This is a genomic window from Martinezella sp. CNPSo 3964 (assembly GCF_057784375.1).
Map to the genome: position 1 here is coordinate 548,172 of NZ_JBXSOW010000004.1, position 13,233 is coordinate 561,404.

At 60.4% G+C, this 13,233-nt stretch carries 12 protein-coding genes; 8 read left to right on the forward strand and 4 right to left on the reverse strand.

Going from position 1 to position 13,233, the window contains the following annotated elements; translation table 11 throughout:
- Nucleotides 1-7: 7 nt before the first annotated feature.
- Nucleotides 8-817 carry an AraC family transcriptional regulator gene (locus AC13Q5_RS16465; protein WP_488502417.1) on the reverse strand — a complete coding sequence of 270 codons (810 nt, stop codon included), beginning with the start codon at nt 815-817 and terminating at the stop codon, nt 8-10.
- 94 nt (nt 818-911) lie between these two features.
- On the opposite strand from AC13Q5_RS16465, the gene AC13Q5_RS16470 reads away from it, so the two are divergent.
- Nucleotides 912-2,108 carry an MFS transporter gene (locus AC13Q5_RS16470; RefSeq protein ID WP_488502418.1) on the forward strand — a complete coding sequence of 399 codons (1,197 nt, stop codon included), beginning with the start codon at nt 912-914 and terminating at the stop codon, nt 2,106-2,108.
- A gap of 61 nt (nt 2,109-2,169) precedes the next feature.
- Here the strand turns inward: AC13Q5_RS16470 and AC13Q5_RS16475 are convergent, their stop codons facing one another.
- Nucleotides 2,170-2,730, reverse strand: a complete 561-nt coding sequence (locus AC13Q5_RS16475) for a DsbA family protein (protein WP_488502419.1) — start codon at nt 2,728-2,730, stop codon at nt 2,170-2,172.
- A gap of 290 nt (nt 2,731-3,020) precedes the next feature.
- Between AC13Q5_RS16475 and AC13Q5_RS16480 the strand changes: the two genes are divergently transcribed.
- From AC13Q5_RS16480 to AC13Q5_RS16500, 5 genes are all read left to right on the forward strand, one after another.
- Entirely contained in the window at nt 3,021-4,115 is a 1,095-nt protein-coding gene (locus AC13Q5_RS16480) for a hypothetical protein (RefSeq protein ID WP_488502420.1), read from the forward strand.
- Between the two features lie 161 nt (nt 4,116-4,276).
- Complete coding sequence (locus AC13Q5_RS16485) at nt 4,277-4,588, forward strand: CopG family ribbon-helix-helix protein (RefSeq protein ID WP_488502451.1); 312 nt, start codon at nt 4,277-4,279, stop codon at nt 4,586-4,588.
- Entirely contained in the window at nt 4,588-4,863 is a 276-nt protein-coding gene (locus tag AC13Q5_RS16490) for a type II toxin-antitoxin system RelE/ParE family toxin (RefSeq protein WP_092713194.1), read from the forward strand. Before AC13Q5_RS16485 ends, AC13Q5_RS16490 begins: the two co-directional genes overlap by 1 nt.
- 161 nt (nt 4,864-5,024) lie before the next feature.
- Nucleotides 5,025-5,882, forward strand: a complete 858-nt coding sequence (locus tag AC13Q5_RS16495) for a helix-turn-helix domain-containing protein (protein ID WP_488502421.1) — start codon at nt 5,025-5,027, stop codon at nt 5,880-5,882.
- Nucleotides 5,883-5,981: 99 nt separating this feature from the next.
- A complete protein-coding gene (locus tag AC13Q5_RS16500) occupies nt 5,982-6,854 on the forward strand; it encodes an NmrA family NAD(P)-binding protein (protein WP_488502422.1) in 873 nt (290 codons plus the stop codon).
- A gap of 48 nt (nt 6,855-6,902) precedes the next feature.
- Here AC13Q5_RS16500 and AC13Q5_RS16505 read toward each other — a convergent pair whose 3' ends face one another.
- Nucleotides 6,903-7,961, reverse strand: a complete 1,059-nt coding sequence (locus tag AC13Q5_RS16505; protein WP_488502423.1) for an ATP-binding protein — start codon at nt 7,959-7,961, stop codon at nt 6,903-6,905.
- Nucleotides 7,945-8,637 (reverse strand): response regulator, encoded by a 693-nt coding sequence (locus tag AC13Q5_RS16510; RefSeq protein WP_075854860.1) that lies wholly within the window; start codon nt 8,635-8,637, stop codon nt 7,945-7,947. Before AC13Q5_RS16510 ends, AC13Q5_RS16505 begins: the two co-directional genes overlap by 17 nt.
- Before the next feature lie 284 nt (nt 8,638-8,921).
- Here AC13Q5_RS16510 and AC13Q5_RS16515 point away from each other — a divergent pair, with 284 nt between their 5' ends.
- A complete protein-coding gene (locus AC13Q5_RS16515; RefSeq protein ID WP_488502452.1) occupies nt 8,922-10,058 on the forward strand; it encodes an efflux RND transporter periplasmic adaptor subunit in 1,137 nt (378 codons plus the stop codon).
- Nucleotides 10,059-10,065: 7 nt separating this feature from the next.
- On the forward strand, nt 10,066-13,188 hold the full coding sequence (locus AC13Q5_RS16520) for a multidrug efflux RND transporter permease subunit (RefSeq protein WP_488502424.1): 3,123 nt from the start codon (nt 10,066-10,068) through the stop codon (nt 13,186-13,188).
- The last annotated feature ends 45 nt before the right edge of the window (nt 13,189-13,233 follow it).

Genomic DNA, 13,233 nt, shown 5'->3' on the forward strand with positions numbered 1-13,233 from the left:
ATGACCCTCACGGCTGCAGACCAGCGCTGGCGGAATCGCTTCCCGCATGCTGGCGTGCCATTTCGCGTGGCGAATAACCGAAGGCGCGTTTGAACATGGTCGTGAAGGCGGCCGGGTTCTTGTAGCCGAGGTCGATCGCGATCGTCGTCACCGGCACGCCGGCGACAAGGCGCGGAAGTGCTGCATGCAGGCAGGCCTGTTCCCGCCATTTGACGAAGCTGAGCCCGGTTTCCAGACGAAACATTCGTGTAAATGCGCGGCGGCTCATGCGCATGTGGCTGGCCCATAGATCGATCGTATCATGCGTGGTCGGCTGCCGGAGGAAATCCTGGCACTTCTCAGCAAGCAGCCTGTTGCGCGGGATCGGCAGGGACAAGGGCAATGGTCTCAACCTCGCCAGTTCGTGCAGAAGCAATGCCATCAAGGCGCCGGCCCGATCGCTGACGTCATAGTCGACCGGAATGTCAACGGCCTCGGCAATGAGCGTGCGCAGCAAGGGTGAGATTTCGACCACCTGACAGTGATCCGGCATCGTCTTAATCGCCTCTGGCTCAATGTAGAGACTGCGCATGCTGACTTTGCCGAGCATGCGCACGCTATGGATCACGCCCGGAGGGATCCACATGCCGCGCTCCGGCGGCATGACCAGCGTGCCATCAGGCGTGGTCACGACCACCACGCCGGAAAAGCCGTACAGCAATTGTGCGCGGCGATGCTGGTGCGGTTCGACGCGGTGGCCGTCACCATAGTCGTTGCCGAGGGCAATGAGGGGCCGGTCGACATCGATGAATGGATCTATGCGGCTGTTCCTGACCATTCTGGCCCAGTCTCGTAAGAATTGCGCCTTGTCGCGGTAGCGGGCGATAGTGTTTTCCAATATCAGCACGGTAGATCATTGAAAAGTGAGAGCCATGAGCCAGGCCATCAACGCGCCCCGCGCGGCCACTACGATATATCCAGTCCTGATGGTCGCCAGTCTTGGCCATTTCATTAACGATGTCACGCAGGCCCTGCTGCCGGCAAGCTATCCGGTGCTGAAGACAGGCTTTGACCTGAGCTTCACCCAGCTCGGCGTGCTGACCTTCGTCTACCAGATTACCGCATCGATCCTTCAGCCCTTCGTTGGCTGGTACACGGATGGACGCCCGCAGCCCTATTCATTGCCGTTCGGCATGACCTGCAGCTGCGTCGGCATGATCACGCTCGGAATGGCTTCGAACTACCCTATGCTGCTAATGGGCGCGATGTTGCTCGGCCTCGGCTCCTCGATCTTCCACCCGGAAGCATCGCGAATTGCCCGTCTGGCATCGGGCGGGAAACACGGCTTCGCGCAATCGGTGTTCCAGGTCGGCGGCAACTTCGGCAGCTCGCTTGGACCGCTGCTGGCCGCCTTCTTCATTCTTCCGCATGGTCAGCATGGAATGGCAATGCTTGCAAGCCTGGCATTCGTCGGCATTCTCATTCTCGGAGGGCTGGGCCGCTGGTATCAGGTCAATGGCAGCCACCTGCGCGCGCCGGCAAAATCCGGCAAGGTCCACAAGGCCCTGAGCCTGTCCCGCGCCCGTGTCGGTCTTGCCATTGCCGTTCTGATCGCCTTGATCTTCTCGAAATATTTCTACCTCGCGAGCTTCACCAGCTACTATAATTTCTACCTGATGGCCCGCTTCGGCGTGACCGAACGGACGGCGCAGCTCTGCCAATTCGTGTTCTTTGCCGCCGTTGCCGTCGGCACAATGGTCGGAGGCCCCGTCGGTGACCGCATCGGCCGCAAGAAGGTCATCTGGGGCTCCATCCTCGGCATTCTGCCCTTCACAGTCGTCCTGCCTCATGCCAATCTTGGAACTACCATCGTCCTCAGCGCGATTATCGGCACGGTCATTGCCTCGGCCTTTTCAGCGATCGTCGTCTACGCACAGGAATTGTTGCCCGGGCGCGTCGGCATGGTCTCCGGCCTGTTCTTTGGCTTCGCCTTCGGTATGGCCGGCATCGGTGCTGCAGCGCTCGGCGTGCTCGCCGACCACACGAGCATCGAGTTCGTCTTCGAGCTTTGCGCATTCCTTCCGCTGATCGGGCTTTTGACAATCCTGCTGCCGAACGTGGAAGACTGAGGGCATTCCGGAAAAGGCAAGGCGTCGAGATGGAAACACCGACGCCTTGCCCGCCTACCTCTCACGAGGCGGAGATTTTCTTCACCCAGGCTTCGACTTCATCTCCGCTGCTCATGTCGGCCTGTACCAGTCCGTCGATCATGAAGGTTGGAGAAACGTGGATGCCGTTCTGGCGGGCGTATTTGCAGTGCCACTTGATCTCGCGGTCGAGATCCGGAATGGCAAAAGCCTCCTTCAACGCGATGCCGCTGTAGCGTTCCAGCCGCTCGATCAATGCGTTGGGCGTCACGTCCATATTCGGCCCGCCCGCGTGATGGGCGAATTCGAACTCCTCTCGGTGCGCGCCGATCGCGGCCATCACCTTCCTTGCCGTCTCCCTGCCACCTAGAAGTGTCGAGGCGGCAAGGATGCAACGCACGAGAACGCCGGAATACATATGCCAGGGCTGCGATTGCAGGCGGATCTTGACGGTCACCTTATCCTCGCCGGCTTGCGCCAGAAGGGCATCGAGCTTGTTGAATGCCCTGACCGAAAAGGGGCAGGTCGGCTCCAGAAAGATTTCAAAGATGCGCGGCCCGTGGCCCCAGCTTAACGGATCTGCATGCCAGGCGGCATTGGTCATGCTGGTCTCCTCAACGATCTCGAATCCCGTAACGGAACGAAAACTAGATGAGCCTGGCTCGGCAGGTCAACGTTGCGGTACAAAAAGGTCACACCCGTGCGAGTTTGCTGCTGACATCACCATGAAATCGTCGGATGGCCTACAACCAGGTATTGAGCTGTCAGGCAGAGTGCCTATTTGCTCGCGCTGCAGATGTGGGCGCAAAGTCGGCCCCCAAGCATTTTGCGAGGCTCCCGTCTCGCTTCTTGCTTTGCGGATGCTACACAACCATTCGGAGTTTCAGGCAGACAATGACATTCCCGACGATCAAACTTCCCGAGAGAGCCCTGACACTTGCTCGGAACCTTATTTCAATGCCGAAGGCCGTCTATTTCTCCCTTCCGATCCTGATCGGCCTAACTGTTTTCATGGCGGTCTCCGAAGCGCCGGGCATATTGCGGGATTGGACGATCAGCCAAAATCCCGTCAAGGTCGTCAGCGGCGATATCCGTGATGGAAAATGCTCCACCCGAAAGGGCTTCTTCACCACCTGCGAGGCGCATCTCAACTACGCCTACAATGGCCAAACTTACGATAAGGATGTCGAGATCATGTTCGTCGATATCCATGCCGGTGACTACGACACGGATCTCGTCATCTCCGGCGACCATCCGGACTTGGCGACGCTCAGCCTCGGGCTCGATATGCTCTGGAACCGGATCATAACGCTTGCCGTCTTCGTCGCCCTTCTTGGCGGCGCCTGCATCGCCATGATCTTCCAGATCCTGCGCGTCTGGCGGGTCCGCGGGCAATTGCACCGGGCTGCCCAGCTCGAGCCGGTCCCGGTGGAAATCACGGCCTTCCAGCGGCGAGGCAAGCGACTGACGGTAACCTATGCCGACAAGATCACAGGCAGGAAAACCGGACGAGCCGCCCATACGAACTTCGAGCCAGGACAGGAGCCTCTGGTCGTCGGTGCAAAGGACGGCAAGGCGGTGGCGCTCGCCGTCTGGCATGGAAATACGGCTCTGCCCGTGCTCCTGGACAGCCGACTGGAACGGATAGACATGACGGCGGAGGAACGTACCGGCGTTCTCGCGCCGCTGACGGCAGAGCTTGGCGGTCATCCGCCGGAACTGGTAGCCCAAGGAAAGAAAGGGCCGTCCATCATGGCGCGGCTCGCCAGGGTTTTCCTGATCATACTTCTCTTTATCGTCGGCATTTTTGGCTACTGGGTCTGGTATGTGACCAGCGCCAGCTCACAGTTCACTTCGCCCGCCATGGACCTCAACAATATGATGCCGGCGCCTCTCAACCGCTGGGGTTGCGATCAGTTGAAGAAGCGTTTCGGCGATCAAAGAGCACCCTTCGGATGCACCGCTTCGGACTACACTAGCTGGAAGTGACGTTCGATGAGCAGCGATGGACGCGGGTTCACAAGCAGGCCGCGTCCTTTGCCCGTTCATTCCAAGACCTGGAGATGGCAGGGGCTCGCGATGAAGGAAGCCAGGTCACCGCTATATGCAGTGTCCCTCGCGTGCCGTTGATCGATTCAAAATTAATCACTATGATTAGAAATAAATCGAACCATCTCAGAAAGGATGATCGTGTGGCAAACTCGGCGACCAAAGTCTTGACTGCACATGTACCGCTTTCGCTAGCCGAAAAACTCGATTTGATGGCCGAGAGGCTCGAGCGTTCCCGCGGCTGGATCATGAAACAGGCTCTGACCGCGTGGCTCGACCAGGAGGAAGAGCGCGAGCGGCTGACCCGCGAAGCTCTCTCCGACATCGACAATGGCAATGTGATCGACCATCAGGCCGTGCAGGCATGGGTCGATAGTTTAAGCACTGACGATCCATTGCCGGCTCCACGCTGATGGAAGCAAAATGGACCAGCAAGGCGCTATCCGACCTCACTCGCCTGTATGAATTTCTGGCGGCTGTTAACAAGCCGGCGGCTGTTCGCGCAGTGCAGTCTCTGACCAAGGCGCCGACCATTCTGCTGGCCAATCCGCGAATTGGAGAAAGGCTGTTCGAATTCGAGCCACGCGAGGTCCGGCGGCTCCTCGTCGGCCACTACGAGATACGCTACGAAATTCAACAGTCGACGATCTACATCTTGAGGCTATGGCACACCAGGGAAGATCGGTAGCTGGCCTTCCCGCTAACCTCGAAGACCTTGAGTAAACGCTGAGCCGCCTGCATGGGCACCGACCCGAAGATCGGCTCGACCGGACGCCTTGTCCTACCTATAATCCCCGGATCAAGATCGCCCTCAATTCGGGCCGGTGGATTTGGCGGAAGCGCGCAATCATGGATCAGCTCAACAGTGCCGCCACGACCCTTCTCTCCAGCAGGGATCGCGGCTGGAAAGGCTTGGAGGCGAATTTCCTTCATATTGAGGCTGGCCGCACCCATGTGCCTGGATCGCAGACGCATCGACTCGGTATTCATTTCGGACGGGCCGTGAACGCCTTTTGTGAGTGCGACGGCCGTCAGTACCGGCGTCGGCAGGCGCATGGCGATATCGATATCGTTCCTGCCGGGCTGGATGGCTGGTGGGAGGATGACGGGGACTGCACTATTCTGCGTCTGACTATCCAGCAGGGACTCCTTCAATCTGCCGCGGAAGCACTCGACAGAAATCCGGATACCGTTTCTCTGGCACCAAAATTCCAGCTTCGGGATTCCCGGATCGAATCGATCGCCTGGGCGATCAAGGCCGAAATCGAGTCCCCCATTCCGTCGGACAAAACCTATGCCGAGGCGCTGGGACTGGCACTGGCGATCCGCCTGGTAGAAGGCAGTGGACAGGCCCCAGTCGATGTCATCCCGACAGGCGCCAGCCTGACGAGGCGCCATCAGCGACACCTGGCGGATTTCATCGAAGCCCATATCGATCAGTCGCTGTCTCTTGCCGATCTCGCCGCGACAGTCGGCCTGAGCGTATCGCATTTGAAGCCGCTCTTTCGTGCCACCTTCGGCATGCCGGTTCACCATTATATCCTGACGCGCCGCGTCGAGCGCGCGCGATTGCTCATCCTGTCCACCGAGATGCCGCTCGCCGAGATCGCATTGGCGTCGGGCTTTGCCCATCAGAGCCACATGACGCACTGGATGAGGCGCCTCCTCGGCCTTACCCCCGGCATGATAAGCCGAATGCATTCATAAGTTCGATTGTCGTCCAAACCTGCAATCGGCCGTCCGAACCTGCGCGATTCCATGAGCAGAGACGAATAGCCTGTGGGCAGATCGACAGGAGAAAACCTCATGCATGCAATTCTTGGTGCCAGCGGTAAGGTTGGCCGTACGACCATCGCCGTCCTGCGCAAGACCGGTGTTCCCGTTCGGGCAATTCTGCGCGATGCCTCAAAAGCACAGGCTTTTTCGGATCTCGGCTGCGAGATCGCCATCGCCGATATGCATGACCATCAAGCACTGACGACGGCATTCAAAGGGGCAAGCGCCGTCCAGGTCATTTGTCCGGTCGATATTCGCGCCCGGGAGGCCGATTCCAGTATGAGACGGCTGGTCGATTCGCTTGGCGAGGCCTTGGCTGTCGCCAAGCCGCAAACCGTTCTCGCGATCTCCGACTATGGCGCACAGCACAGTTCCGGAACCGGCGTCACCCTGATCTTCCACGCATTGGAGGCCCGGCTGCGGCAGTTGGAGATCAGGCTTATCCTGCTGCGATCCGCCGAGCACATGGAAAACTGGGCACGGCTGGCGAATGTAGCGGCAGAGAGCGGTCGGTTGCCGAGCTTCTATCATCCGCTGACCAAGGCTCTTCCGACCATTTCCGCCTTCGACGTGGGGACGATCGCTGCCGAGCTGCTTCTGGAGAAGCATGAAGCAGCGGCAAGAATCGTCCATGCCGAAGGCCCAAATCGCTATACGCCGAACGACGTCGCGGCCGCCATCGCTTCTCTCGTCGGGCGCGAGGTCATCGCCCAGCCACTTCCCGAGACCGAGTGGCAGGCCACGTTGATACGAGCCGGCCTGTCCGAGGATTATACGCGACTGCTGGTCGAACTTTACCTTGCCCATAATGCGGGCCGAATAGACGCCGAGAAGGATGTCGGCGAACTTCGTCGGGGCAAGACCGAATTGACGGACGTGTTAAGGCGTATCCTCAACGCATGAGGATGAACCTCATGCATGCGATGCTCCGCCGCCGCATCCCGCGAGGCTTCAACAGCGCGGGATCGCAAGAACGACCGTCGTGCCTCCGCCCTTGCGGCTGTCGATTGTGGCATGGCCGCCATGCGCCTCGGCTATGGCCTTGACAACGGCAAGACCGAGACCCGATCCGCCACCGCGTCGCGTTCTGGCATCGTCTGCTCTCCAGAACCGCTCGAAGGCCCGTTCGCTCTCCGCGGCCGTCATGCCAGGACCGTCATCGGAAATCATGATAACGCACAGCTTATCGGCCTCCTGCGAAACCAACCTCAGCGTCGAGCCGGGAGCGTAGCGTGCGACATTGTCGATGAGGGCAAGCACCGCCTGCCGGACACGCGCCCGGTCTGCAAACACTGTGATCTTCTGCAGATCGGTTTCGATCCTGATGCTGAGGTTGGCAAGCGTCGGTCTCACGGAATCGATGATGTCTCCAATTTCCTCCCCGACATCGAAGCGCGATTGCTGCAGCTCCATGCGCCCCGCATTCATCAGCGACAGCGTTCTGAGGTCGTCGACGATGCGCGTCAGCGCATCGATATGTCCGATCAATCCGCGGAATACCTCCTGCGTCGGTTCGAATACGCCGTCCGCCAGCCCCTGCATGCGGCCGCGCAGGATGGTCAGCGGCGTGCGCAATTCATGCGCGATCGCGGAATTCGAATATTGGAGCTCCTTTTCCGCTCTTTGCAGCTCCTCCGCCATCCGATTGAAGTCATTGATCAGGCGATCGGCCTCGCCGAAATTGCCTTCGCCGGTCGCCCGGCCGGCAAAATCTCCATCCGCGATCAGGCGGGCGGCCTCCGTCACCGCCGTCAAGGGTTTGACGAGGCGTCTGGCGAGCCGCCATCCAACATAGGCGCCGACGGCCTGCCCGATCGCCACATTGATACCCAGGACGACGAAGTCGCTGACTGCCCAGTCATCCGAAGCGCCGGAATTCTTAAACAGCCAATCATAGAGATAGCCGTAGATCAGGAATCCGAAAAACATGACGGACAGGGCGACGAAGGCGACGATCGTCGTCGACCAGACGATTTGCCGATTGAGGCTGTTGCTAACCGAAGTCGCCAAGGCGGTAACCCACTCCCCTGACGCCGTTGAGGAGCTCGCCGACACCTGCGGCATCCAGCTTGCGGCGAAGCTTGCTCATGTGGCTGTCCACGGTCCGGTCGAGCGCGTCGCCCTCGGGCAGACACGCATCGACGATCTCGCCCCTCTCGAATGCCCTGTTCGGAAAGCCCGCCATGTATTCGAGGATACGGAATTCGGTTCGTGTCAGGTTCAGCGGAATACGGTTCTCGCCGTCCTCGACGACAGCCATATGCGCCACCGGATCGATCGCAAGCCTTCCGACCCGCAGCACCTTGTTCGCGGCAATGCCCGAAGCACGCCTGAGAACGGCCCGCGCCCGCGCGACCACTTCGACTGGGTTGAACGGCTTGACGACGTAATCATCGGCACCGGAGCGCAGCCCATGCAGCTTGTCGAGATCATCGGCGAGCGCAGTAACCATGATGACTGGCGTATCGCCTCTTTGGCGAATGGTGGCAAGCACGGTGTGGCCGTCGAGTTTCGGCAGCTTGACATCGAGAACCACGAGATCCGGCCTCAGCCGCTGATGATGGGAAAGCGCGATCTCTCCATCCGCCGCCGTCAGCACGCGGAATCCCTCGCGCTCAAAATAGCGCTCGAGAATATCGGAGATCTCCGGCTCGTCCTCGACGATCAATATCAGTGCATTTTCCATCCAGGGCTCCTTCACCGGAAAGAAACGTCAGACAGGGCCTGCACGTCAATATTCCTCTGCCATCGTCCATGAAACCTCCACAAAACGTCGACCAAAGACCAACATTCCCAATGTCTTCTTAGGCTCGGACGAAGTGCCGCTCGCGCCGGGCGTCGAGGCGGCTCCGTCCAATAGGTTCATGCCGTCGACACGACGGAGACGATCTCGTCGCGTCACGGTTAAGTGGGAATACATCTATGCGATCTGCATTCGAACTGCCTTGCTGGAAGGCAATACTGGCGGCAATGGTGACGCTTGCGCTGGCTTCCAGCCATGTGCGCGCCCAGGAGAGCGGCGAGATGCCGCCTCCCGCGGTCGGCGTCCTGCAAATCAAGGCTCATCCGGTCCCGGTCATGAGCGAGCTTCCAGGACGCATCGCGGCGACCAGGGTCTCCGAGGTGCGCGCTCGCGTCTCGGGCATCCTGCTGGAACGCGTCTTCGAGCAGGGCAGCCTTGTGCGTCAGGGCGACGTCCTCTACCGGATCGACCCGAGGCTGTTCCAGGTGCGAGTGGCCAGCGCCAAGGCGGCCTTGCAGAAGGCAAAGGCCGTCCAGGCCAATGCCAGGCAGCAGCTCGAGCGCCAGCGCTCGCTTCGTGAGCGCAATGTCTCGACGGCCGTCGACTACGACACCGCCGCCGTCAATCTCGCGCAGGCCGACGCCGATGTCGCAGCCCAGGAAGCCGCTCTCGACGAGGCCGAGATCAATCTGGACTATACGCAGGTGCGGGCGCCCATTACCGGCATCATCGGCGGAGCTCTCGTGACCGAGGGCACGCTTGTCACAGCCGAAGGCGCTTCCAACCTCGCGCTCATACAGCAGATCGATCCTGTTTATGCCGACTTCACGCAATCCGCGCAGGATCTCCTGACGCTGAAGCGTGCTGTCAGCGACGGCAAGCTCCAGAGCCCGGCGCCGGGACAGGCAGCCGTCGAACTCGTATTCGATGGCGGGAACACCTATTCCAAGCCGGGTAAGCTCCTGTTTTCGAACGCCAATGTGGACCCTAACACGGGGCAGGTCACGCTGCGTGCGGAATTCCCCAATCCGGAGGGCGATCTTCTGCCGGGCATGTATGTCCGCGTACGCATCGAACAGGCCGTGCAGAAGAGCGGCATCACCATTCCGCAAAGGGCGGTGACACGGGATGCGGACGGCAATCCGCAGGTCTTCGTCGTCTCTTCTGATCAGACAGCACAGGTGCGCAATATTGTCCTCGGCGCGTCACTCGGCGCCGAATGGATCGTCCTTTCCGGGCTCAAGGACGGTGAAACCATCATTGCCGACGGGGTCCAGAAGGTCATAGCCGGCGGCAAGGTCGTCGCCGAACCATGGACGCCGCGAAGCGCCGATCCGAACACGTCAGACCAGGCCGCAAAGTAACCAAATCATGGCACAGTTCTTTATCAAGCGGCCCGTCCTCGCATGGGTCTTCGCTTTCTTCATCATGATCGCGGGGATCATTACGATCCCCATCTTGCCGGTCGCGCAATATCCCGCGGTCGCTCCGCCGCAGCTCTCCATTTCAGCGTCTTACCCCGGCGCTTCGCCGCAGGAAATCTATCAGGGGGTTACCCGCCTGATCGAGGAGGAGCTGAACGGCGTCCATGGCATCGCCTATTTCGAATCGACTTCGGACAATTCCGGTTCGGTCGGCATCAACGCGACCTTCGTCTCCGGAACCGATATCGGCAAGGCGACGGTCGACGTTCAAAACGCCGTTCGCCGCGTCGAGGCGCGGCTACCGCAGGCGGTCCGCACGCAGGGCATTCAGGTCGAGGAAGCGAGCGCCGGCTTCCTGCTGATCGCGGCCCTGACCTCGACCGACGGCAAGATGGACGAGATCGCGCTTGGCGACTACATCAACCGCAACATCCTTGGAGAACTCCGCCGCCTTCCCGGTGTCGGCCGCGCCCAGGTCTTCGCCTCGCAGCGCGCGCTGCGCGTCTGGATCGACCCCGACAAGATGGTCGGCCTTCATTTGACGGCCGCCGACATCAGCGCGGCGATCGCTGCGCAAAACGCGCAGGTCGCAGCCGGTCAGATCGGCGCCATGCCCAACCCGGTCAGCCAGGATCTGACCGCGACCGTGATCGTCGAGGGCCAGCTCAACAGCGCAAAGCAATTCGGCGACATCATCCTCCGGGCCAACCCCGACGGCTCGACGGTACGCCTGAAGGACATCGCCCGCGTCGAGGATGGCGCGGAAGCCTATTCGACGGCGAGCCGGCTCAATGGCAACCCGAGCGCCGGCCTTGCCATCCAGCTTTCTTCGACGGGCAACGCCGTTGCCGTGTCGAAGGCGATCAAAACGAAGATGGACGAGCTGTCAAAATTCTTCCCGAAGGGCGTCGAATATTCGATCCCCTACGACACCAGCCCGTTCGTCAACGCCTCGATCGAGAAGGTCGTGCACACGCTCGTCGAGGCGATCGTGCTCGTCTTCATCGTGATGTTCGTCTTCCTGCAGAACTTCCGCTACACGCTCATCCCGACGCTCGTCGTTCCGGTCGCGCTGCTCGGTACCTGCGCCATCATGTATGCGACGGGATTCTCCATCAACGTGCTGACCATGTTTGCCATGGTGCTCGCGATCGGCATTCTCGTCGACGACGCGATCGTCGTGGTCGAGAACGTCGAGCGCATCATGGCCGAAGAAGGTCTGCCTCCGAAAGCAGCGACACAGAAGGCAATGAAGCAGATCACCGGCGCCATCCTCGGCATTACGCTGGTGCTGTCCTGCGTCTTCATTCCGATGGCGTTCTTCCCCGGCGCATCCGGCATCATCTACCGGCAGTTCTCGCTGACCATGGTCGTCTCGATCATGTTCTCGGCCTTCCTGGCACTGTCGCTGACACCGGCGCTCTGCGCCACCTTCCTGAAGCCGATCGACGGAAATCATCATCAGAAGAAAGGTCTGGGCGGCTGGTTCAACCGCAAGTTTGACCGAATGACGGCAGGCTACACCAAGACCGCGGCCGGCCTTGCGCGCCGCTCGGGACGCGTGATGGCCGTCTATCTCGCTCTCGCCGTCGGCCTCGGCTACCTCTTCGTCAACTTGCCCGGCTCCTTCGTGCCGGAGGAAGACCAAGGCATCCTGATCGTCGACATACAAGGACCGCCGGAGGCGAGCGCCAATCGTACGATCGCATCGCTGAAGCAGATCGAGGCAATTTTCAGGGCCGAGCCGGCCGTTGAAAACATCTTCGCCGTCCAGGGCTTCAGCTTCTCCGGAAACGGCCCGAACTCGGCCATCGCCTTCGTGACGCTCAAGGACTGGAGCGTGCGGCCAGCCGGCAGCTCGGTGCCGGAGATCGCCGCTCGCGTCAATACGCAGTTCGCCAGCCTGAAGGATGCCACCTCCTATGCACTCTCGCCGCCGCCGATCGACGGCTTCGGCACGACGAACGGCTTCTCCTTCAGGCTGCAGGACCGCGCCGGGCGCGGCCAGAAGGCGCTGAAGCAGGCTGGAGACGAGTTGATGGCGAAGGCGGCAAAGAGCAGCGTGGTGACGAATGTCCGTGTCGAAGGCATGCAGGAAGCCGCGCAGATCATGCTTGCGATCGACCGCGAGAAGGCAAACACCTTCGGCGTCAGCTTCACCGACATCAACGATGCCATCACCGCGAACCTCGGCTCGTCCTACATCAACGACTACCCCAATGCAGGGCGCATGCAGCAGGTCATCGTACAGGCGGACGGCCGCAGCCGCATGCAGGTCGAGGATATGATGAAGCTGAACGTCCGCAATGCCAGCGGCGGAATGGTGCCGCTCTCGTCGTTTGCGACCGCCGACTGGCGCAAGGGCGATCCGCAGATCGTCGGCTACAACGGCTATCCGACGATCCGCATCACCGGGGAAGCAGGGGTAGGCAAGTCGTCGGGTGCCGCCATTGCCGAGATGGAGCGCCTCGCATCCGAACTTCCGCAAGGTTTCGGTTACGAATGGTCCGGCCAGTCGCGCGAGGAAATCGCCTCCGGCAATCAGGCGCCGATCCTGTTCGCCTTCAGCATCCTGTTCGTCTTCCTGCTGCTGGCGGGCCTTTACGAAAGCTGGTCGATCCCGCTGTCGGTCATGCTCGTCGTGCCGCTCGGCATCATCGGCTGCGTGCTGGCGGCAATGCTGCGCGAGATGCCGAACGACCTCTATTTCAAGGTCGGCCTGATCGCGATCATTGGCCTGTCGGCGAAGAACGCCATCCTGATCGTCGAATTCGCGAAAGATTACTATGCAGAGGGCAAATCCCTTCTCGATTCGGCGGTCGAGGCTGCCCGCGTCCGCTTCCGTCCGATCGTGATGACGTCGCTTGCCTTCACACTCGGCGTCGTGCCGTTGGCAATCGCAACAGGACCGAGTGCCGCCAGCCAGAACGCCATCGGTACCGGCGTGCTCGGCGGCATGATCTCGGCAACGGTCCTTGCTGTCTTCTTCGTCCCGGTCTTTTTCGTCTTTGTCCTGTCACTCCTGAGGACAGGAGATGCAATGGCGGAGCGTTCCAACCATAAACTTTAGCAAATGATATCATATAGATAACTTATTTTCCCAAAGCTGCCTTAT

Bases quoted from the DNA above. Each gene is read 5' to 3' on its own strand.
- AC13Q5_RS16510 (WP_075854860.1), bottom strand. From the start codon at position 8,637: ATGGAAAATGCACTGATATTGATCGTCGAGGACGAGCCGGAGATCTCC.
- AC13Q5_RS16495 (WP_488502421.1), top strand. From the start codon at position 5,025: ATGGATCAGCTCAACAGTGCCGCCACGACCCTTCTCTCCAGCAGGGAT.
- AC13Q5_RS16485 (WP_488502451.1), top strand. From the start codon at position 4,277: ATGATTAGAAATAAATCGAACCATCTCAGAAAGGATGATCGTGTGGCA.
- AC13Q5_RS16520 (WP_488502424.1), top strand. From the start codon at position 10,066: ATGGCACAGTTCTTTATCAAGCGGCCCGTCCTCGCATGGGTCTTCGCT.
- AC13Q5_RS16515 (WP_488502452.1), top strand. From the start codon at position 8,922: ATGGTGACGCTTGCGCTGGCTTCCAGCCATGTGCGCGCCCAGGAGAGC.
- AC13Q5_RS16475 (WP_488502419.1), bottom strand. From the start codon at position 2,730: ATGACCAATGCCGCCTGGCATGCAGATCCGTTAAGCTGGGGCCACGGG.
- AC13Q5_RS16465 (WP_488502417.1), bottom strand. From the start codon at position 817: ATGGTCAGGAACAGCCGCATAGATCCATTCATCGATGTCGACCGGCCC.
- AC13Q5_RS16480 (WP_488502420.1), top strand. From the start codon at position 3,021: ATGACATTCCCGACGATCAAACTTCCCGAGAGAGCCCTGACACTTGCT.
- AC13Q5_RS16500 (WP_488502422.1), top strand. From the start codon at position 5,982: ATGCATGCAATTCTTGGTGCCAGCGGTAAGGTTGGCCGTACGACCATC.
- AC13Q5_RS16470 (WP_488502418.1), top strand. From the start codon at position 912: ATGAGCCAGGCCATCAACGCGCCCCGCGCGGCCACTACGATATATCCA.
- AC13Q5_RS16490 (WP_092713194.1), top strand. From the start codon at position 4,588: ATGGAAGCAAAATGGACCAGCAAGGCGCTATCCGACCTCACTCGCCTG.